The organism is Psychromonas sp. KJ10-2 (assembly GCF_047323255.1).
Taxonomy (GTDB): domain Bacteria; phylum Pseudomonadota; class Gammaproteobacteria; order Enterobacterales; family Psychromonadaceae; genus Psychromonas.
The window spans coordinates 2,877,718-2,901,486 of sequence record NZ_CP178827.1 but is presented as its reverse complement, the minus strand read 5'-3'; the positions used below and the strand labels follow the sequence as shown (position 1 = coordinate 2,901,486).

Genomic DNA, 23,769 nt, shown 5'->3' with positions numbered 1-23,769 from the left:
TTAAATAGTTACCCCGATCTCTTCATCAACGTAAAGCGTTGTACTTCCTAGGTGATATTCGTTATAAGCCACACCATTCACTAATGAACTTCCAGCGAATGTAGCACCTTCCATATTAAGCGTATCATTATCATCACCATTGATAGTGAGGGTGTCCTCTTCATCAGTTAATGCTTTCACCGCTTCTTCAGTGAGTTTTAACACATTACCTGTTTCACCTTCGCTTAAATCTATAGTTTCGATATTAGTAATAGATCCTATGTTTAGGTCGCTTAGATCAAGGTCAATACCATCATCTAACAGCAATGTATCACTGCCTTCTCCGCCATCAATACTTTCAAACAGTACTCCAGAAAGGGAGATTAAGTCATCTCCATCTCCAGCGTTAAAAGTATCACTACCGTTACCATCTATTAACATATCATTGCCAGCACCACCGACTAAATTATCATCACCGGCACCACCACGAATAAGGTCGTTACCACTACCGCCTATCAATACGTCGTTATCACCATAACCATATAAACGAAGGCCGCTTGAGGTATAGCTATAATCCATTTCATTTTGACTACTATCACCCTCTTTGACGGTATCAATATCAAACAGAATATCATTGAGCGCATCAACACTCACCAAATCACCCAATGAACCACTACTACTTGCACCTTCGGAATCAGTTGCCGTGATCGTTAAGTTATTTAACACATCAGCTTGTACATTTAATTCAAGCGCGCCGCCTAACAGCCCCTCATTATCATAAAATTGTACGGTTGCCAGTAATTCATTAATTGATTGATTATCTATTGTCCCGTCATCTACTGCGGTAATAGTGAGCGTCGAAGAAGCTGCAACAAGTCCTAATAAACCAGAGTTATTACTGACTTCTATTTGTAACCCTAACTCAGCAGCCATTTCGTTTGATGCTGCTAATGTTAGTTCTGTTAAGCTGACATCTAACAAGGCTTGGTAATTCACTTCCACACTAGTTAAGTTACCATCAATGTCTATTGCAGTAAGGGCTTGGTTATCTAAGTTAATAATGTCTAATGCTTGGACTGCTACTAGCCCTAATAAAGAAGTATTCGAAGCACACACGATGGGTGCACTATTATCTGTATTTGAAACAACCTCTGGAGCAGCACCTGAGCTTTCAAAATCAACGGTTGCTTGGGAAATATCACCATCACCATCAACTAAGCCAACATCAATAGTTGTCGTACCACCTAGCACATCGTCTCCTAAGGTGAGGTCATCAACTAATAAATTACCGTTCGCCAGTAAGTTTTCAATAATATCTTGGTCAGTAGAAAGCCCTTCTGTGATATCTATTTCACTAAATATGATGCTTTGATCAACCTCTGCTGTTGCATAACCACCTTGGAAGTCACCATCTACACTGATATAAAGTGTTGTATCTGTTCCATCAAATTCAAAGTGTAAGAAGTTAGATAAATTACCGGCACCCGATGTGCCTATTTTCCCTTCACCCGTTAATAGTTCAGCTAAATCGATAATGTCACCACCACTAGCAACCGGTCCTATTTCAAAGTCGGTAATAGTATCAACACTTGTTACATCGACTGTTTCCCAACGGAATACATCATTTCCTGTATCGCCAGTTAAGGTATCATTACCTATTCCACCAATAAGGATATCGTTACCTGTTTCACCGTCTAATATATCGTTACCAACCCCACCACGTAATAGATCTGCACCTTCGTCACCATTTAAAGTGTCATTGCCATCGTAACCGTAAATACGGTCGCTGCCAGTTGTACCCGTTAAGCTTGCATTGTTATTATCATCGCCTTCAACCAAATAATCAGGACTATCACCAGTGGATAAAAGATCGGCATTAAGTAGATCAAAATTACTTGATGAAGTGGTATTTCCATTTGAGTCAGTTGCTTCGATTGTCATGCCGGATAGTAAATCAAGACTTACTAAACCACCATCCCAATAAACGGAACCTAAAAATTCATTTAATTGTTGATTTGTGATGGTACTGTCATCAGTGCTAGTAATTGTGATAGAAGCAGTATTTCCTAAACTAATAAACGGGAAATCGACGGTGACAACCTCTAACCCGAATTCATCTGCTATTGCAGATGAATAAGAGAAGCCAGCAGAGCCCACTCCAAGTAGACCACCTACAGAAATAACAACCTGTGTAATATCATTATTAGCATCAGTTGCAGAAAATGCTTGGCTAGAACTAAAATCAATTAAATTTAAAGCATCAACACCTACTAGTCCTAATAAAGAATCATCTGCACCTAACGCCACTTCAGGGCTAGATTCAACAGCAGCCTCAACGTCTGCAACACCTGTTGTGGTATAACTGTATTCGCCAGAAGACACATCAAGAGTGATTGTTTCACCTTTGATGGTGCTTATCGTTAATATTTGAGTATCAGTATCATAGCCTGTTTCCTCAAAAGCATTCACAATATCAGAACTGCCATAAGCACTGAATACATTGCTGTCAGCATCATAGCTAAAGGTGTACCCATCAATAGTGACCGTAGAGACTTCAATACCATCTGCACCAGCGGTAACCACAATATCGCCACTATATAAAGTATTAGCCGTATCAACGACCTCCTGTTGATATACGGTTACACTAGCAATATCGTCAGTAACATTAACAACTAGCTGCGCAGTTTCACCTGCATTACCTGCTAAATCAGTCGACTCTACTGTGAAGGTAAGCCCTAATAAGTCATCACCTTGAGCAGAATGGTCGAAGGAAGCAAGCAGAGTAAAATCATAATTTCCATTTTCTTCTAGTGTTAAAGTCGCCACATCCCCATTAATAGTCGATCCTGTTAAGGTTTGTGTACCTTGCTCATCAGTTGATAGCACCCAAGAGATTGTTTCCTCTCGTGACGTGTAACTATCAGTCGGAGCCACTAATAAAACACTGCCTAGATCTTCCGATAGAGTTAAAGATCCTGTGGTACTCGCCGTAGCCTCTATGTCAGCTTCATTGACTGATAATAACTGGTCTGTTACTTCAGGTGCTGTTATATCAACAGTAAAGGATTCGGAGATCGTTTGATTATTACCCGCTGTATCTTCAACTGTGATAGTTAAATTAACATTACCCTCTGTTAACTCAGGTAATACACCTGCTTCTAAACCCCAGGTATTATCTTGATTATTAGTCGCGGCATAATCGTTACCATTTAATGTGACAGTAATAGAAGCTTCAGCATCATCCACTGTCCCTGATAAACTTGGCTGTGTACTGTTAGTAATCAAATCATCTAACGTCACCTCGGGTACGGTCGTGTCTAAAGTAACACTTACAGATACGGCATCACTGCTATTATTAGCAGTATCAGTTGCAACGACACTTACAACAGTTTCACCAACGGCTAAAGCGATATTCTCATCCGTTAAGGTCCATGAGGTACCTAGGTTGTTCGCTGTATAAGTTGCTTCACCAATGCTCACAGTAATGATTGCACCTCCATCATCCACAGTACCCATTAAGGTTGGAGAGCTATTGTTTGTTGTTAGGGCATCCACAGTAACAGTTGGCGCAGTAATATCTAACGTGACATCACCAATTCCATTGCCTGTATTACCTGCAGCATCTTCAGCTTTCACGCTGATAGTCGTATCGCCAACCCCTAGGCTGATGGCTTCATTCGTTAAGCTCCACGTACTGCCATTATTGGCCGCAGCATAATCATCATCACCAATAGTGACGGTAATGATTGCATTCTCATCATCCACAGTACCCGTTAAGGTCGGAGAGCTATTGTTTGTTGTTAGGGCATCCACAGTAACAGTTGGTGCAGTGATATCTAACGTGACATCACCAGCTCCATTGCCTGTATTACCTGCAGCATCTTCAGCGGCTACATTAATGGTGGTAATACCTTCGCTTAAGTCGATGTCTTCATCTGATAGGGACCAAGTACTACCATTATTGACCGCAGCATAATCATCATCACCAATAGTGACGGTAATGATTGCATTCTCATCATTCACAGTGCCCGTTAAGGTCGGAGAGCTATTGTTTGTTGTTAGGGCATCCACAGTAACAGTTGGCGCAGTAATATCTAACGTGATATCACCAGCTCCATTGCCTGTATTACCTGCTACATCTTCAGCGGCTACATTAATGGTGGTAATACCCTCGCTTAAGTCGATACCTTCATCTGATAAAGACCAAGTACTACCATTATTTGTGGCTTCATAACTTGTTTCACCAATGGTCACAGTAATGATTGCATCTGCATCATTCACAGTACCTGTTAAGGTTGGTGAGTTATCATTGGTTATTAATGTATCTACCGTTACGATTGGTGCAGTGATATCTAACGTGACATCACCAGCTCCATTGCCTGTATTACCTGCTACATCTTCAGCGGCTACATTAATGGTGGTAATACCCTCGCTTAAGTCGATACCTTCATCTGATAGAGACCAAGTATTACCATTATTTATGGCTTCATAACTTGTTTCACCAATGGTCACAGTAATGATTGCATCTGCATCATCCACAGTACCCGTTAAGGTTGGTGAGCTGGAATTTGTTGTTAGGGCATCCACAGTGACAGTTGGCGCAGTAATATCTAACGTGACATCACCAACTCCATTACCTGTATTACCTGCTACATCTTCAGCGGCTACATTAATGGTGGTAATACCTTCGCTTAAGTCGATATCTTCATCTGATAGAGACCAAGTACTACCATTATTTGTGGCTTCATAACTTGTTTCACCAATGGTCACAGTAATGATTGCATCTGCATCATTCACAGTACCCGTTAAGGTTGGTGAGCTGGAATTTGTTGTTAGGGCATCCACAGTGACAGTTGGCGCAGTAATATCTAACGTGACATCACCAACTCCATTACCTGTATTACCTGCTACATCTTCAGCGGCTACATTAATGGTGGTAATACCCTCGCTTAAGTCGATATCTTCATCTGATAGAGACCAAGTACTACCATTATTTGTGGCTTCATAACTTGTTTCACCAATGGTCACAGTAATGATTGCATCTGCATCATTCACAGTACCCATTAAGGTTGGTGAACTATTGTTTGTTGTTAGGGCATCCACAGTAACAGTTGGTGCAGTGATATCCAGTGTTACATCACCAGTTCCATTACCTGTATTACCTGCTACATCTTCAGCGGCTACATTAATGGTGGTAATACCCTCGCTTAAGTCGATGTCTTCATCTGATAGGGACCAAGTACTACCATTATTGACCGCAGCATAATCATCATCACCAATAGTGACGGTAATAATTGCATTCTCATCATCCACAGTACCCGTTAAGGTCGGAGAGCTATTGTTTGTTGTTAGGGCATCAACAGTAACTGTTGGTGCAGTGATATCCAGTGTTACATCACCAGTTCCATTACCTGTATTACCTGCTACATCTTCAGCGGCTACATTAATGGTGGTAATACCCTCGCTTAAGTCGATACCTTCATCTGATAGAGACCATGTGCTACCATTATTTGTGGCTTCATAACTTGTTTCACCAATGGTCACAGTAATGATTGCATCTGCATCATCCACAGTACCCATTAAGGTTGGTGAGTTATCATTGGTTATTAATGTATCTACCGTTACGATTGGTGCAGTGATATCAAGTGTTACATCGCCAATTCCATTACCTGTATTACCTGCAGCATCTTCAGCGGCTACATTAATGGTGGTAATACCCTCGCTTAAGTCGATGTCTTCATCTGATAGGGACCAAGTACTACCATTATTGACCGCAGCATAATCATCATCACCAATAGTGACGGTAATAATTGCATTCTCATCATCCACAGTACCCGTTAAGGTCGGAGAGCTATTGTTTGTTGTTAGGGCATCCACAGTAACTGTTGGTGCAGTGATATCCAGTGTTACATCACCAGTTCCATTACCTGTATTACCTGCTACATCTTCAGCGGCTACATTAATGGTGGTAATACCCTCGCTTAAGTCGATACCTTCATCTGATAGAGACCATGTGCTACCATTATTTGTGGCTTCATAACTTGTTTCACCAATGGTCACAGTAATGATTGCATCTGCATCATCCACAGTACCCATTAAGGTTGGTGAGTTATCATTGGTTATTAATGTATCTACCGTTACGATTGGTGCAGTGATATCAAGTGTTACATCGCCAATTCCATTACCTGTATTACCTGCAGCATCTTCAGCGGCTACATTAATGGTGGTAATACCCTCGCTTAAGTCGATACCTTCATCTGATAGAGACCATGTGCTACCATTATTTATGGCTTCATAACTTGTTTCACCAATGGTCACAGTAATGATTGCATCTGCATCATTCACAGTACCCATTAAGGTTGGTGAACTATTGTTTGTTGTTAGAGCATCCACAGTAACAGTTGGCGCAGTAATATCTAACGTGACATCACCAATTCCATTGCCTGTATTACCTGCAGCATCTTCAGCTTTCACGCTGATAGTCGTATCGCCAACCGCTAGGTTGATGACTTCATTCGTTAAGATCCACGTACTGCCATTATTGAGCACAGCATAATCATCACCACCAATAGTGACGGTAATGATTGCATCTGCATCATTCACAGTACCCGTTAAGGTTGGTGAGTTATCATTGGTTATTAATGTATCTACCGTTACGATTGGTGCAGTGATATCAAGTGTTACATCGCCAATTCCATTACCTGTATTACCTGCAGCATCTTCAGCTTTCACGTTGATAGTCGTGTCGCCAACTGCTAGGTTGATGACTTCATTCGTTAAGCTCCACGTACTGCCATTATTGAGCGCAACATAATCATCACCACCAATAGTGACGGTAATGATTGCATCTGCATCATTCACAATACCCGTTAAGGTTGGTGAGTTATCATTGGTTATTAATGTATCTACCGTTACGATTGGTGCAGTGATATCCAGTGTTACATCACCAGCTGCATTACCTGTATTACCTGCTACATTTTCAGCGGCTACATTAATGGTGGTAATACCCTCGCTTAAGTCGATACCTTCATCTGATAGAGACCAAGTACTACCATTATTTGTGGCTTCATAACTTGTTTCACCAATGGTCACAGTAATGATTGCATTCTCATCATCCACAGTACCCGTTAAGGTTGGTGAGCTATTGTTGGTGGTTAAGTTATCAACAGAGACGTCTGGCGCCGTTAAGTCGATGGTTAACGTCATGCTCGCATCATCACTATGACCGGCTTCATCGCTTGCCGTCACGGTCACTTCAACGTCACCTTCTGCTAAGTCAGGTAAGGTATCTGCAGCTAAAGTCCAGGTATCTCCATTGTTGATAGCCGTGTAGTCATTGCCATCAATACTGACGACAACAGTCGCGGCTGGATCATCGATAGACCCGGTTAATTCAGGACTGACACTGTTCGTCGTTAGGTCATCAATCCCTACGTTTAAACCCGTCAGGTCAACGGTAATGGTGCCCGTTGCATCATCAGTGTTTCCCGCCGCATCGGCGGCACTCACGCCGATCTCAAGTTCGCCTTCACCCAATGCTGGCATTGAACTATCGTCTAATGTCCAGGTACCGTCGGTGTTGTTCACAGCGGTATAGGCAGTGCCCGCAATAGTCACGGTCACAATCGCCGTTGGATCGTCAATGCTACCGGTGAAGACCGGAGTGCTGTCATTGGTAGTTAAGTTATCAACAGAGACGTCTGGCGCGGTTAAGTCGATGGTTAACGTCATGCTCGCATCATCACTATGACCTGCATCATCGCTTGCGGTCACGGTCACTTCAACGTCACCTTCTGCTAAGTCAGGTAAGGTCTCTGCAGCTAAAGTCCAGGTATCTCCATTGTTGATAGCCGTGTAGTCATTGCCATCAATACTGACGACGACGGTCGCGGCTGGATCATCGATAGTCCTGGTTAATTCAGGACTGACACTGTTCGTCGTTAGGTCATCAATTCCTACGTTTAAACCCGTCAGGTCAACGGTAATGGTGCCCGTTGCATCATCAGTGTTACCCGCCGCATCGACGGCATTCACGCTGATCTCAAGTTCACCTTCACCCAGTGCTGGAATTGAACTATTGTCTAATGTCCAGGTACCGTCGGTGTTGTTCACAGCGGTATAGGCAGTGCCCGCAATGGTCACGGTCACAATCGCCGTTGGGTCGTCAATGCTACCCGTGAAGACCGGAGTGCTGTCGTTGGTGGTTAAGCTGTCAACCGTCACTTCTGGGGCTGTTGTATCAATCTCAATCGTTGTTATTGCACTGTCGGTATGACCTGCTTCATCGCTTGCGGTCACGGTCACTTCAACGTCACCTTCTGCTAAGTCAGGTAAGGTCTCTGCAGCTAAAGTCCAGGTATCTCCATTGTTGATAGCCGTGTAGTCATTACCATCAATACTGACGACGACGGTCGCGGCTGGATCATCGATAGTCCCGGTTAATTCAGGACTCACACTGTTCGTCGTTAGGTCATCAATCCCTACGTTTAAACCAGTCAGGTCAACGCTAATGGTGCCCGTTGCATCATCAGTGTTTCCCGCCGCATCGGCGGCACTCACGCCGATCTCAAGTTCGCCTTCACCCAATGCTGGCATTGAACTATCGTCTAATGTCCAGGTACCGTCGGTGTTGTTCACAGCGGTATAGGCAGTGCCCGCAATAGTCACGGTCACAATCGCCGTTGGATCGTCAATGCTACCGGTGAAGACCGGAGTGCTGTCATTGGTCGTTAAGTTATCAACAGAGACGTCTGGCGCGGTTAAGTCGACGATAATGCTATTGGTAATAATATCTGTATGACCTGCATCATCGCTTGCGGTCACGGTCACTTCAACGTCACCTTCTGCTAAGTCAGGTAAGGTATCTGCAGCTAATGTCCAGGTCTCTCCATTGTTGATAGCCGTGTAGTCATTGCCATCAATACTGACGACGACGGTCGCGGCTGGATCATCGATAGTCCCGGTTAATTCAGGACTGACACTGTTCGTCGTTAGGTCATCAATCCCTACGTTTAAACCAGTCAGGTCAACGGTGATGGTGCCCGTTGCATCATCAGTGTTTCCCGCCGCATCGACGGCACTCACGCTGATCTCAAGTTCACCTTCACCCAGTGCTGGAATTGAACTATTGTCTAATGTCCAGGTACCGTCGGTATTGTTCACAGCGGTATAGGCAGTGCCCGCAATGGTCACGGTCACAATCGCCGTTGGGTCATCAATGCTCCCGGTGAAGACCGGAGTGCTGTCGTTGGTGGTTAAGTTATCAACAGAGACGTCTGGCGCGGTTAAGTCGACGATAATGCTATTGGTAATAATATCTGTATGACCTGCATCATCGCTTGCCGTCACGGTCACTTCAACGTCACCTTCTGCTAAGTCAGGTAAGGTATCTGCAGCTAATGTCCAGGTATCTCCATTGTTGATAGCCGTGTAGTCATTGCCATCAATACTGACGATGACGGTCGCGGCTGGATCATCGATAGCCCCGGTTAATTCAGGACTCACACTGTTAGTCGTTAGGTCATCAATCCCTACGTTTAAACCAGTCAGGTCAACGGTAATGGTGCCCGTTGCATCATCAGTGTTACCCGCCGCATCGACGGCACTCACGCTGATCTCAAGTTCGCCTTCACCCAGTGTTGGCATTGAACTATCGTCTAATGTCCAGGTACCGTCGGTGTTGTTCAATGCGGTATAGGCAGTGCCCGCAATAGTCACGGTCACAATCGCCGTTGGATCGTCAATGCTACCGGTGAAGACCGGAGTGCTGTCATTGGTCGTTAAGTTATCAACAGAGACGTCTGGCGCGGTTAAGTCGACGATAATGCTATTGGTAATAATATCTGTATGACCTGCATCATCGCTTGCGGTCACGGTCACTTCAACGTCACCTTCTGCTAAGTCAGGTAAGGTATCTGCAGCTAATGTCCAGGTCTCTCCATTGTTGATAGCCGTGTAGTCATTGCCATCAATACTGACGACGACGGTCGCGGCTGGATCATCGATAGTCCCGGTTAATTCAGGACTGACACTGTTCGTCGTTAGGTCATCAATCCCTACGTTTAAACCAGTCAGGTCAACGGTGATGGTGCCCGTTGCATCATCAGTGTTACCCGCCGCATCGACGGCACTCACGCTGATCTCAAGTTCACCTTCACCCAGTGCTGGAATTGAACTATTGTCTAATGTCCAGGTACCGTCGGTATTGTTCACAGCGGTATAGGCAGTGCCCGCAATGGTCACGGTCACAATCGCCGTTGGGTCATCAATGCTCCCGGTGAAGACCGGAGTGCTGTCGTTGGTGGTTAAGTTATCAACAGAGACGTCTGGCGCGGTTAAGTCGACGATAATGCTATTGGTAATAATATCTGTATGACCTGCATCATCGCTTGCCGTCACGGTCACTTCAACGTCACCTTCTGCTAAGTCAGGTAAGGTATCTGCAGCTAATGTCCAGGTATCTCCATTGTTGATAGCCGTGTAGTCATTGCCATCAATACTGACGATGACGGTCGCGGCTGGATCATCGATAGCCCCGGTTAATTCAGGACTCACACTGTTAGTCGTTAGGTCATCAATCCCTACGTTTAAACCAGTCAGGTCAACGGTAATGGTGCCCGTTGCATCATCAGTGTTACCCGCCGCATCGACGGCACTCACGCTGATCTCAAGTTCGCCTTCACCCAGTGTTGGCATTGAACTATCGTCTAATGTCCAGGTACCGTCGGTGTTGTTCAATGCGGTATAGGCAGTGCCCGCAATGGTCACGGTCACAATCGCTGTTGGGTCGTCAATGCTACCGGTGAAGACGGGGGTGCTGTCGTTGGTGGTTAAGTTATCAACAGAGACGTCTGGCGCGGTTAAGTCGATGGTTAACGTCATGCTCGCATCATCACTATGACCTGCTTCATCGCTTGCCGTCACAGTCACTTCAACGTCACCTTCTACTAAGTCAGGTAAGGTATCTGCAGCTAATGTCCAGGTATCTCCATTGTTGATAGCCGTGTAATCATTGCCATCAATACTGACGACGACGGTCGCGGCTGGATCATCGATAGTCCCGGTTAATTCAGGACTGACACTGTTCGTCGTTAGGTCATCAATCCCTACGTTTAAACCAGTCAGGTCAACGGTGATGGTGCCCGTTGCATCATCAGTGTTACCCGCCGCATCGACGGCACTCACGCTGATATCAAGTTCACCTTCACCCAGTGCTGGAATTGAACTATTGTCTAATGTCCAGGTACCGTCGGTATTGTTCACAGCGGTATAGGCAGTGCCCGCAATGGTCACGGTCACAATCGCTGTTGGGTCGTCAATGCTACCGGTGAAGACGGGGGTGCTGTCGTTGGTGGTTAAGTTATCAACAGAGACGTCTGGCGCGGTTAAGTCGATGGTTAACGTCATGCTCGCATCATCACTATGACCTGCTTCATCGCTTGCCGTCACAGTCACTTCAACGTCACCTTCTACTAAGTCAGGTAAGGTATCTGCAGCTAATGTCCAGGTATCTCCATTGTTGATAGCCGTGTAATCATTGCCATCAATACTGACGACGACGGTCGCGGCTGGATCATCGATAGTCCCGGTTAATTCAGGACTGACACTGTTCGTCGTTAGGTCATCAATCCCTACGTTTAAACCAGTCAGGTCAACGGTGATGGTGCCCGTTGCATCATCAGTGTTACCCGCCGCATCGACGGCACTCACGCTGATATCAAGTTCACCTTCACCCAGTGCTGGAATTGAACTATTGTCTAATGTCCAGGTACCGTCGGTATTGTTCACAGCGGTATAGGCAGTGCCCGCAATGGTCACGGTCACAATCGCCGTTGGGTCATCAATGCTCCCGGTGAAGACCGGAGTGCTGTCGTTGGTCGTTAAGTTATCAACAGAGACGTCTGGCGCGGTTAAGTCGACGATAATGCTATTGGTAATAATATCTGTATGACCTGCATCATCGCTTGCCGTCACGGTCACTTCAACGTCACCTTCTGCTAAATCAGGTAAGGTCTCTGCAGCTAATGTCCAGGTATCTCCATTGTTGATAGCCGTGTAATCATTACCATCAATACTGACGATGACAGTCGCGGCTGGATCATCGATAGACCCGGTTAATTCAGGACTGACACTGTTCGTCGTTAGGTCATCAATCCCTACGTTTAAACCCGTCAGGTCAACGCTAATGGTGCCCGTTGCATCATCAGTGTTTCCCGCCGCATCGACGGCACTCACGCTGATCTCAAGTTCGCCTTCACTCAATGCTGGCATAGTATTGTCGTCTAATGTCCAGGTACCGTTGGTGTTGTTCAATGCGGTATAGGCAGTGCCCGCAATGGTCACCGTCACAATCGCCGTTGGATCGTCAATGCTACCGGTGAAGACCGGAGTGCTGTCATTGGTCGTTAAGTTATCAACAGAGACGTCTGGCGCGGTTAAGTCGATGGTTAACGTCATGCTCGCATCATCACTATGACCTGCTTCATCGCTTGCGGTCACGGTCACTTCAACGTCACCTTCTGCTAGGTCAGGTAAGGTATCTGCAGCTAAAGTCCAGGTATCTCCATTGTTGATAGCCGTGTAGTCATTACCATCAATACTGACGATGACGGTCGCGGCTGGATCATCGATAGACCCAGTTAATTCAGGACTGACACTGTTAGTCGTTAGGTCATCAATCCCTACGTTTAAACCCGTCAGGTCAACAGTAATGATGCCCGTTGCATCATCAGTGTTACCCGCCGCATCGACGGCACTCACGCTGATCTCAAGTTCACCTTCACTCAATGCTGGAATTGAACTATCGTCTAATGTCCAAGTACCGTCGGTATTGTTCAATGCAGTATAGGCAGTGCCCGCAATGGTCACGGTCACAATCGCTGTTGGGTCGTCAATGCTCCCCGTGAAGACCGGAGTGCTGTCGTTGGTCGTTAAGCTGTCAACCGTCACTTCTGGGGCTGTCGTATCAATCTCAATCGTTGTTATTGCACTGTCGGTATGACCGGCTTCATCGCTTGCCGTCACGGTCACTTCAACGTCACCTTCTGCTAAATCAGGTAAGGTATCTGCAGCTAATGTCCAGGTATCTCCATTGTTGATAGCCGTGTAATCATTACCATCAATACTGACGATGACGGTCGCGGCTGGATCATCGATAGTCTGCGGTTAATTCAGGACTGACACTGTTCGTCGTTAGGTCATCAATTCCTACGTTTAAACCCGTCAGGTCAACGCTAATGGTGCCCGTTGCATCATCAGTGTTTCCCGCCGCATCGGCGGCACTCACGCTGATCTCAAGTTCGCCTTCACCCAGTGCTGGCATAGTATTATTGTCTAATGTCCAGGTACCGTCGGTATTGTTCACAGCGGTATAGGCAGTGCCCGCAATGGTCACGGTCACAATCGCCGTTGGATCGTCAATGCTCCCCGTGAAGATAGGAGTGCTGTCGTTGGTGGTTAAGTTATCAACAGAGACGTCTGGCGCGGTTAAGTCGATGGTTAACGTCATGCTCGCATCATCACTATGACCTGCTTCATCGCTTGCCGTCACGGTCACTTCAACGTCACCTTCTGCTAAATCAGGTAAGGTCTCTGCAGCTAATGTCCAGGTATCTCCATTGTTGATAGCCGTGTAATCATTACCATCAATACTGACGACAACAGTCGCGGCTGGATCATCGATAGACCTGGTTAATTCAGGACTGACACTGTTCGTCGTTAGGTCATCAATCCCTACGTTTAAACCGGTGAGGTCAACGGTAATGGTGCCCGTTGCATCATCAGTGTTTCCCGCCGCATCGACGGCACTCACGCTGATCTCAAGTTCGCCTTCACCCAGTGCTGGAATTGAACTATCGTCTAATGTCCAGGTACCGTCGGTATTGTTCACAGCGGTATAGGCAGTACCTGCAATGGTCACGGTCACAATCGCCGTTGGGTCATCAATGCTCCCCGTGAAGACCGGAGTGCTGTCGTTGGTGGTTAAGTTATCAACAGAGACGTCTGGCGCCGTTAAGTCGATGGTTAACGTCATGCTCGCATCATCACTATGACCTGCTTCATCGCTTGCGGTCACGGTCACTTCAACGCTACCTTCTGCTAAGTCAGGTAAGGTATCTGCAGCTAAAGTCCAGGTCTCTCCATTGTTGATAGCCGTGTAGTCATTGCCATCAATACTGACGACGACGGTCGCGGCTGGATCATCGATAGTCCCGGTTAATTCAGGACTGACACTGTTCGTCGTTAGGTCATCAATTCCTACGTTTAAACCCGTCAGGTCAACGCTAATGGTGCCCGTTGCATCATCAGTGTTTCCCGCCGCATCGGCGGCACTCACGCTGATCTCAAGTTCGCCTTCACCCAGTGCTGGCATAGTATTATTGTCTAATGTCCAGGTACCGTCGGTATTGTTCACAGCGGTATAGGCAGTGCCTGCAATGGTCACGGTCACAATCGCCGTTGGATCGTCAATGCTCCCCGTGAAGATAGGAGTGCTGTCGTTGGTGGTTAAGTTATCAACAGAGACGTCTGGCGCGGTTAAGTCGATGGTTAACGTCATGCTCGCATCATCACTATGACCTGCTTCATCGCTTGCCGTCACGGTCACTTCAACGTCACCTTCTGCTAAGTCAGGTAAGGTATCTGCAGCTAAAGTCCAGGTATCTCCATTGTTGATAGCCGTGTAGTCATTGCCATCAATACTGACGACAACAGTCGCGGCTGGATCATCGATAGACCTGGTTAATTCAGGACTGACACTGTTCGTCGTTAGGTCATCAATCCCTACGTTTAAACCAGTCAGGTCAACGGTAATGGTGCCCGTTGCATCATCAGTGTTTCCCGCCGCATCGGCGGCACTCACGCCGATCTCAAGTTCGCCTTCACCCAATGCTGGCATTGAACTATCGTCTAATGTCCAGGTACCGTCGGTGTTGTTCACAGCGGTATAGGCAGTGCCCGCAATAGTCACGGTCACAATCGCCGTTGGATCGTCAATGCTACCGGTGAAGACCGGAGTGCTGTCATTGGTAGTTAAGTTATCAACAGAGACGTCTGGCGCGGTTAAGTCGATGGTTAACGTCATGCTCGCATCATCACTATGACCTGCTTCATCGCTTGCGGTCACGGTCACTTCAACGTCACCTTCTGCTAGGTCAGGTAAGGTATCTGCAGCTAAAGTCCAGGTATCTCCATTGTTGATAGCCGTGTAGTCATTACCATCAATACTGACGATGACGGTCGCGGCTGGATCATCGATAGACCCAGTTAATTCAGGACTGACACTGTTAGTCGTTAGGTCATCAATCCCTACGTTTAAACCCGTCAGGTCAACAGTAATGATGCCCGTTGCATCATCAGTGTTACCCGCCGCATCGACGGCACTCACGCTGATCTCAAGTTCACCTTCACTCAATGCTGGAATTGAACTATCGTCTAATGTCCAAGTACCGTCGGTATTGTTCAATGCAGTATAGGCAGTGCCCGCAATGGTCGCGGTCACAATCGCTGTTGGGTCGTCAATGCTCCCCGTGAAGACCGGAGTGCTGTCGTTGGTCGTTAAGCTGTCAACCGTCACTTCTGGGGCTGTCGTATCAATCTCAATCGTTGTTATTGCACTGTCGGTATGACCGGCTTCATCGCTTGCCGTCACGGTCACTTCAACGTCACCTTCTGCTAAATCAGGTAAGGTATCTGCAGCTAATGTCCAGGTATCTCCATTGTTGATAGCCGTGTAATCATTACCATCAATACTGACGACGACGGTCGCGGCTGGATCATCGATAGACCCGGTTAATTCAGGACTGACACTGTTCGTCGTTAGGTCATCAATTCCTACGTTTAAACCGGTGAGGTCAACGGTAATGGTGCCCGTTGCATCATCAGTGTTTCCCGCCGCATCGACGGCACTCACGCTGATCTCAAGTTCGCCTTCACCCAGTGCTGGAATTGAACTATCGTCTAATGTCCAGGTACCGTCGGTATTGTTCACAGCGGTATAGGCAGTGCCCGCAATGGTCACGGTCACAATCGCCGTTGGGTCGTCAATGCTCCCCGTGAAGACCGGAGTGCTGTCATTGGTGGTTAAGTTATCAACAGAGACGTCTGGCGCGGTTAAATCTATTTCTATTGTTTTACTAGCATTAGCAGTGTTACTAAACTGATCTTCTACAACAACAGTAACCTCAAGATTACCTTCTTCTAATTCAGGTAAGGTGTCCGAAGCTAATGTCCAAGTGCCATCCTCATTATTGATTGCAACATATTCGACCTCATTAACGGTAACCGCAACTGTTGCATCTGGATTATTGATAGTTCCAGTTAATTCCGGAGAAGTATTATTAGTTATTAAACTATCAATACCAACATTAAAACCACTAGTATCAATTTCGATAGTTGCATTTTGTTCAGAAGTATTACTTGCTGCATCTGTCGCACTAACAATTATATTAGTAATTCCCTCACTTAGAGTAGATAAGCTATTATCAGCTAGGGTCCAAGTGCCATCTGTATTATTAGTCGCAGAATATGTATCAACACCAACCGTTACAATAATACTTGCAGTTGGATCATCGACAGTCCCTGTTAGCTCTGGGCTTGTATCACTAGTAGTAATAGGATCAACAGTCACTACTGGTGCAGTTAAATCAACGCTAATACTATTGGTAATGCTGTCTGTGTGCCCTGCTTCATCGCTGGCACTCACGGTGACTTCTACATCACCTTCAGTTAAGTCAGGTAAGGTATCAGCCGCTAAGCTCCAAGTACCATCTTCATTATTGGTGGCCTGGTAAACTTCACCGTTAACCGTTACAGATACACTCGCCGTAATATCATCAATGCTACCGCTTAATGCTGGCGATACTTCATTAGTGGTTAATGAATCTAAACTCACGTTTAAGCCAACGGTATCAACGTCAATGCTGCCTGTTGTAGTGGTGCTGTTACCTGCCGCATCTGATGCAGTCACGGTGACCACCGTTTCGCCTTCTATTAAATCAGGCAGAGTATTATCCGCTAACGTCCACGTACCATCGGTGTTGTTCGTCGCAATATATTCTTCACCGTCCACAGTGACACTGACTACAACCGTTGCAGTTGGATCATCGATAGTGCCTGAGATACTTGGTGTGGTATCCGTAGTAATGATTGAATCAATGGTCACTACTGGTACAGTTAAATCAACGCTAATACTATTGGTAATGCTGTCTGTATGCCCTGCTTCATCGCTGGCTGTTACGGTGACTTCTACATCACCTTCGGTTAAGTCAGGTAAGGTATCAGCCGCTAAGCTCCAAGTACCATCTTCATTATTGGTGGCCTCGTAAATGTCACCGTTAACAGTGACTTCAACACTCGCACTAATATCATCAATGCTACCGCTTAATGCTGGCGATACTTCATTAGTGGTTAATGAATCTAAGCTCACGTTTAAGCCAACGGTATCAACGTCAATGCTGCCTGTTGTAGTGGTGCTATTACCTGCCGCATCTGAAGCGGTCGCGGTGATCACCGTTTCGCCTTCTATTAAATCAGGTAGAGTATTATCCGCTAACGTCCACGTACCATCGGTGTTGTTAGTCGCAATATATTCTTCACCGTCCACAGTGACACTGACTACAACCGTTGCAGTTGGATCATCGATAGTGCCTGAGATACTTGGGGTAGTGTCCTTAGTAAGAATAGAATCAATGGTCACTACTGGTGCAGTTAAATCAACGCTAATACTATTGGTAATGCTGTCTGTGTGGCCTGCTTCATCGCTGGCTGTTACAGTGACGTCTACATCACCTTCAACCAAATCAGGTAAGGTATCAGCCGCTATGCTCCAAGTACCATCTTCATTATTGGTGGTCCTCGTAAATGTCACCGTTAACAGTGACTTCAACACTCGCCGTAACATCATCAATGCTACCGCTTAATGCTGGCGATACTTCATTAGTGGTTAATGAATCTAAACTCACATTTAAGCCAACGGTATCAACGTCAATGCTGCCTGTTGTAGTGGTGCTGTTGCCCGCCGCATCTGAAGCGGTCGCGGTGACCACCGTTTCGCCTTCTATTAAATCAGGCAGAGTATTATCCGCTAACGTCCACGTGCCATCGGTGTTGTTCGTCGCAATATATTCTTCACCCTCCACAGTGACACTGACTACAACCGTTGCAGTTGGATCATCGATAGTGCCTGAGATACTTGTGTGGTATCCGTAGTAATGATTGAATCAATGGTCACTACTGGTGCAGTTAAATCAACGCTAATACTATTGGTAATGCTGTCTGTGTGGCCTGCTTCATCGCTGGCTGTTACAGTGACGTCTACATCACCTTCAACCAAATCAGGTAAGGTATCAGCCGCTATGCTCCAAGTACCATCTTCATTATTGGTGGCCTCGTAAATGTCACCGTTAACAGTGACTTCAACACTCGCCGTAACATCATCAATGCTACCGCTTAATGCTGGCGATACTTCATTAGTGGTTAATGAATCTAAACTCACATTTAAGCCAACGGTATCAACGTCAATGCTGCCTGTTGTAGTGGTGCTATTACCTGCCGCATCTGAAGCGGTCGCGGTGATCACCGTTTCGCCTTCTATTAAATCAGGCAGAGTATTATCCGCTAACGTCCACGTGCCATCGGTGTTGTTCGTCGCAATATATTCTTCACCCTCCACAGTGACACTGACTACAACCGTTGCTGTTGGATCATCGATAGTGCCTGAGATACTTGGTGTGGTATCCGTAGTAATGATTGAATCAATGGTCACTACTGGTGCAGTTAAATCAACGCTAATACTATTGGTAATGCTGTCTGTGTGCCCTGCTTCATCGCTGGCTGTCACAGTGACGTCTACATCACCTTCAACCAAATCTAGTAAGGTATCAGCCGCTAAGCTCCACGTGCCATCTTCGTTATTGGTGGCCTCGTAAATGTCACCGTTAACAGTGACTTCAACACTCGCCGTGACATCATCAATGCTACCGCTTAATGCTGGCGATACTTCATTAGTGGTTAATGAATCTAAACTCACGTTTAAGCCAACGGTATCAACGTCAATGCTGCCTGTTGTAGTGGTGCTGTTGCCCGCCGCATCCGAAGCGGTCGCGGTGATCACCGTTTCGCCTTCTATTAAATCTGGCAGAGTATTATCCGCTAACGTCCACGTGCCATCGGTGTTGTTCGTCGCAATATATTCTTCACCGTCCACAGTGACACTGACTACAACCGTTGCAGTTGGATCATCGATAGTGCCTGAGATACTTGGTGTGGTATCCGTAGTAATGATTGAATCAATGGTCACTACTGGTACAGTTAAATCAACGCTAATACTATTGGTAATGCTGTCTGTATGCCCTGCTTCATCGCTGGCTGTTACGGTGACTTCTACATCACCTTCGGTTAAGTCAGGTAAGGTATCAGCCGCTAAGCTCCAAGTACCATCTTCATTATTGGTGGCCTCGTAAATGTCACCGTTAACAGTGACTTCAACACTCGCACTAATATCATCAATGCTACCGCTTAATGCTGGCGATACTTCATTAGTGGTTAATGAATCTAAGCTCACGTTTAAGCCAACGGTATCAACGTCAATGCTGCCTGTTGTAGTGGTGCTATTACCTGCCGCATCTGAAGCGGTCGCGGTGATCACCGTTTCGCCTTCTATTAAATCAGGCAGAGTATTATCCGCTAACGTCCACGTACCATCGGTGTTGTTAGTCGCAATATATTCTTCACCGTCCACAGTGACACTGACTACAACCGTTGCAGTTGGATCATCGATAGTGCCTGAGATACTTGGGGTAGTGTCCGTAGTAAGAATAGAATCAATGGTCACTACTGGTGCAGTTAAATCAACGCTAATACTATTGGTAATGCTGTCTGTGTGGCCTGCTTCATCGCTGGCTGTTACAGTGACGTCTACATCACCTTCAACCAAATCAGGTAAGGTATCAGCCGCTATGCTCCAAGTACCATCTTCATTATTGGTGGCCTCGTAAATGTCACCGTTAACAGTGACTTCAACACTCGCCGTAACATCATCAATGCTACCGCTTAATGCTGGCGATACTTCATTAGTGGTTAATGAATCTAAACTCACGTTTAAGCCAACGGTATCAACGTCAATACTGCCTGTTGTAGTGGTGCTGTTGCCCGCCGCATCCGAAGCGGTCGCGGTGATCACCGTTTCGCCTTCTATTAAATCTGGCAGAGTATTATCCGCTAACGTCCACGTACCATCGGTGTTGTTCGTCGCAATATATTCTTCACCGTCCACAGTGACACTGACTACAACCGTTGCAGTTGGATCATCGATAGTGCCTGAGATACTTGGTGTGGTATCCGTAGTAATGATTGAATCAATGGTCACTACTGGTACAGTTAAATCAACGCTAATACTATTGGTAATGCTGTCTGTATGCCCTGCTTCATCGCTGGCTGTTACGGTGACTTCTACATCACCTTCGGTTAAGTCAGGTAAGGTATCAGCCGCTAAGCTCCAAGTACCATCTTCATTATTGGTGGCCTCGTAAATGTCACCGTTAACAGTGACTTCAACACTCGCACTAATATCATCAATGCTACCGCTTAATGCTGGCGATACTTCATTAGTGGTTAATGAATCTAAGCTCACGTTTAAGCCAACGGTATCAACGTCAATGCTGCCTGTTGTAGTGGTGCTATTACCTGCCGCATCTGAAGCGGTCGCGGTGACCACCGTTTCGCCTTCTATTAAATCAGGTAGAGTATTATCCGCTAACGTCCACGTACCATCGGTGTTGTTAGTCGCAATATATTCTTCACCGTCCACAGTGACACTGACTACAACCGTTGCAGTTGGATCATCGATAGTGCCTGAGATACTTGGGGTAGTGTCCGTAGTAAGAATAGAATCAATGGTCACTACTGGTGCAGTTAAATCAACGCTAATACTATTGGTAATGCTGTCTGTGTGGCCTGCTTCATCGCTGGCTGTTACAGTGACGTCTACATCACCTTCAACCAAATCAGGTAAGGTATCAGCCGCTATGCTCCAAGTACCATCTTCATTATTGGTGGCCTCGTAAATGTCACCGTTAACAGTGACTTCAACACTCGCCGTAACATCATCAATGCTACCGCTTAATGCTGGCGATACTTCATTAGTGGTTAATGAATCTAAACTCACATTTAAGCCAACGGTATCAACGTCAATGCTACCTGTTGTAGTGGTGCTGTTACCTGCCGCATCTGATGCAGTCACGGTGACCACCGTTTCACCTTCTATTAAATCAGGTAGAGTATTATCCGCTAACGTCCACGTGCCATCGGTGTTGTTCGTCGCAATATATTCTTCGCCGTCCACAGTGACACTGACTACAACCGTTGCAGTTGGATCATCGATAGTGCCTGAGATACTTGGTGTGGTATCCGTAGTAAGAATAGAATCAATGGTCACTACTGGTGCGGTTAAATCAACGCGAATACTATTGGTAATGCTGTCTGTGTGCCCTGCTTCATCACTGGCTGTTACAGTGATTTCTACATCACCTTCGGTTAAGTCAGGTAAGGTATCAGCCGCTAAGCTCCACGTACCATCTTCATTATTAATGGCCTCGTAAATGTCACCGTTAACAGTGACTTCAACACTAGCAGTAATATCATCAATGCTACCGCTTAATGCTGGCGATACTTCATTAGTGGTTAATGAATCTAAGCTCACGTTTAAGCCAACGGTATCAACGTCAATGCTGCCTGTTGTAGTGGTGCTGTTACCTGCCGCATCTGATGCAGTCACGGTGACCACCGTTTCGCCTTCTATTAAATCTGGTAGAGTATTATCCGCTAACGTCCACGTACCATCGGTGTTGTTCGTCGCAATATATTCTTCGCCGTCCACAGTGACACTGACTACAACCGTTGCAGTTGGATCATCAATAGTGCCTGAGATACTTGGTGTGGTATCCGTAGTAATCATTGAATCAATGGTCACTACTGGTGCAGTTAAATCAACGCGAATACTATTGGTAATGCTGTCTGTGTGGCCTGCTTCATCGCTGGCTGTTACGGTGACTTCCACATCACCTTCAGTTAAGTCAGGTAAGGTCTCGGCCGCTAAGCTCCACGTGCCATCTTCGTTATTGGTGGCCTCGTAAATGTCACCGTTAACAGTGACTTCAACACTCGCCGTGGCATCATCAATGCTACCGCTTAATGCTGGTGAAAGCTGATTGGTAACCAAAGAATCGAATGTAACATTAACTCCAATCGTATCAATAGTAATAGACCCCGTTGAACTGCCGCTGTTGCCTAAAAGATCGCTAGCAGAAACGGTTACCTCAGTTACACCTTCGGTTAATATTGATAGAGTATTATCGTTAAGTTCCCAAGTTCCATCACCATTATTTACAGCGATATAGTCTTCACCATTTACAGTAACGGTCACAATCGCATCAGAATCATCAACTGAACCAGTTAATGCAGGAGTTGTATCCTTAGTGAGTATTGAGTTTATCGACACCTCAGGAGCAGATAAATCCACAGTAACCGTGCTACTTGTAGAAATTCTAAGTCCTGCATCATCAATAGATGTAACAGTGTATGAAGTAGATCCTTCATCTAATACAGGGATGTCATCAGAATCTAATGTCCAAGTTCCATCTCCATTATTTTTAGCTTCACATTTTATCCCTTTAACCGTAACAACAACTCTTGCATCAGGATCTTCAATAACACCGGTAAGCTCTGGCTGAGTATCTCCAGAAACTAAACTTCTTGCACCTATTTCAACTTGTTCAGAATTAACAACGACACTATCAATGATCGTTTCACTATTGTTAGCACTATCTGTGGCAGTAACAGTAATTTGGGTTTCACCCTCATCTAATTCAGGTAAAGTATTGTCAGGTAAGCTCCAAGTACCATCACCATTATTTACTGCTTGATAATCAATACTGTCAACAGTAACAACAACACTTGCTTCAGTATCGTCAACTAACCCGGTTAATAAAGCGGTTGGATCATCAGTAATTAAAGAATCCAAAGAAACGGTTGGCGCAGTAATATCGACAACAACCGTTCCACTATCATCATCATTATTACCTGCAGAATCCGTCGCTGATACGGTAACTGTAACTTCACCTTCCGTTAATTCAGCAACAAGATCTCCCCCTAACGTCCAAGTCCCATCGCCGTTATTAACAGCGTTGTATTCAAGACCATTAAGGGTAACCACGATTGCCGCAGTCGGGTCATTAACAACACCCGTTAATGTTGGTGTTGTATCATTTGTAATTAAACTATCTACAGAGACTTCTACTGCAATTAAATCAATCTCAACAGTCTCTGTTATGGTATCTATATTACCCTGTGTACCGGTTACTGTTATGGAAAGTTCTGTATCTCCCTCATCTAAGGCATCTATAGTATTTTCAGGTAATTCCCAAGTACCATCACCGTTATTAATCGCGGCATAATCAACTCCTTCTACCGTTAAGGTAATCTCAGCGTCAGGGTCGATTATTGTGCCAGAGAAACTAGGTCGATTACTGTCTAAACTGTATTCACTTAAAGTAACAGCGGGCTCTGATTCACTTGAAGAGTCATCACTACTTGAAGCCACAACGGCAGCTGTTGCAACTGTTGCGCCACCTACAGCCGCAGCTGACCCTGCAACAGATAACCAAGGTACTGCATTTGATGCGACCTGTGTGTAACCAAGACTTTGATAAGTACTATAACCATCAGTTAAATTCCAAGATAAAGCATCTTCTATCCCTGTTTGAGGTACATAATCATAGTAAATACCCGTTTCAG

At 45.7% G+C, this 23,769-nt stretch carries 4 protein-coding genes; all 4 read right to left on the bottom strand.

The genetic code is table 11. From position 1 onward, the window contains the following. From ACLKL2_RS14065 to ACLKL2_RS14050, 4 genes are read right to left on the bottom strand one after another with little or no spacing between them, the layout of a single operon-like run. A complete protein-coding gene (locus tag ACLKL2_RS14065; RefSeq protein WP_413694329.1) occupies nt 1–13,134 on the bottom strand; it encodes an Ig-like domain-containing protein in 13,134 nt (4,377 codons plus the stop codon). Further along, the gene (locus ACLKL2_RS14060; protein WP_413692204.1) at nt 13,127–17,863 is read right to left on the bottom strand and encodes a beta strand repeat-containing protein; all 4,737 of its coding nucleotides are present in this window, start codon (nt 17,861–17,863) and stop codon (nt 13,127–13,129) included. The genes ACLKL2_RS14065 and ACLKL2_RS14060 overlap by 8 nt, the downstream gene beginning before the upstream one ends. Further along, complete coding sequence (locus ACLKL2_RS14055) at nt 17,820–18,116, bottom strand: Ig-like domain-containing protein (protein ID WP_413692202.1); 297 nt, start codon at nt 18,114–18,116, stop codon at nt 17,820–17,822. The genes ACLKL2_RS14060 and ACLKL2_RS14055 overlap by 44 nt, the downstream gene beginning before the upstream one ends. Nucleotides 18,117–18,127: 11 nt before the next feature. After that, the gene (locus ACLKL2_RS14050) at nt 18,128–23,575 is read right to left on the bottom strand and encodes a beta strand repeat-containing protein (RefSeq protein ID WP_413692201.1); all 5,448 of its coding nucleotides are present in this window, start codon (nt 23,573–23,575) and stop codon (nt 18,128–18,130) included. Nucleotides 23,576–23,769 lie beyond the last annotated feature (194 nt).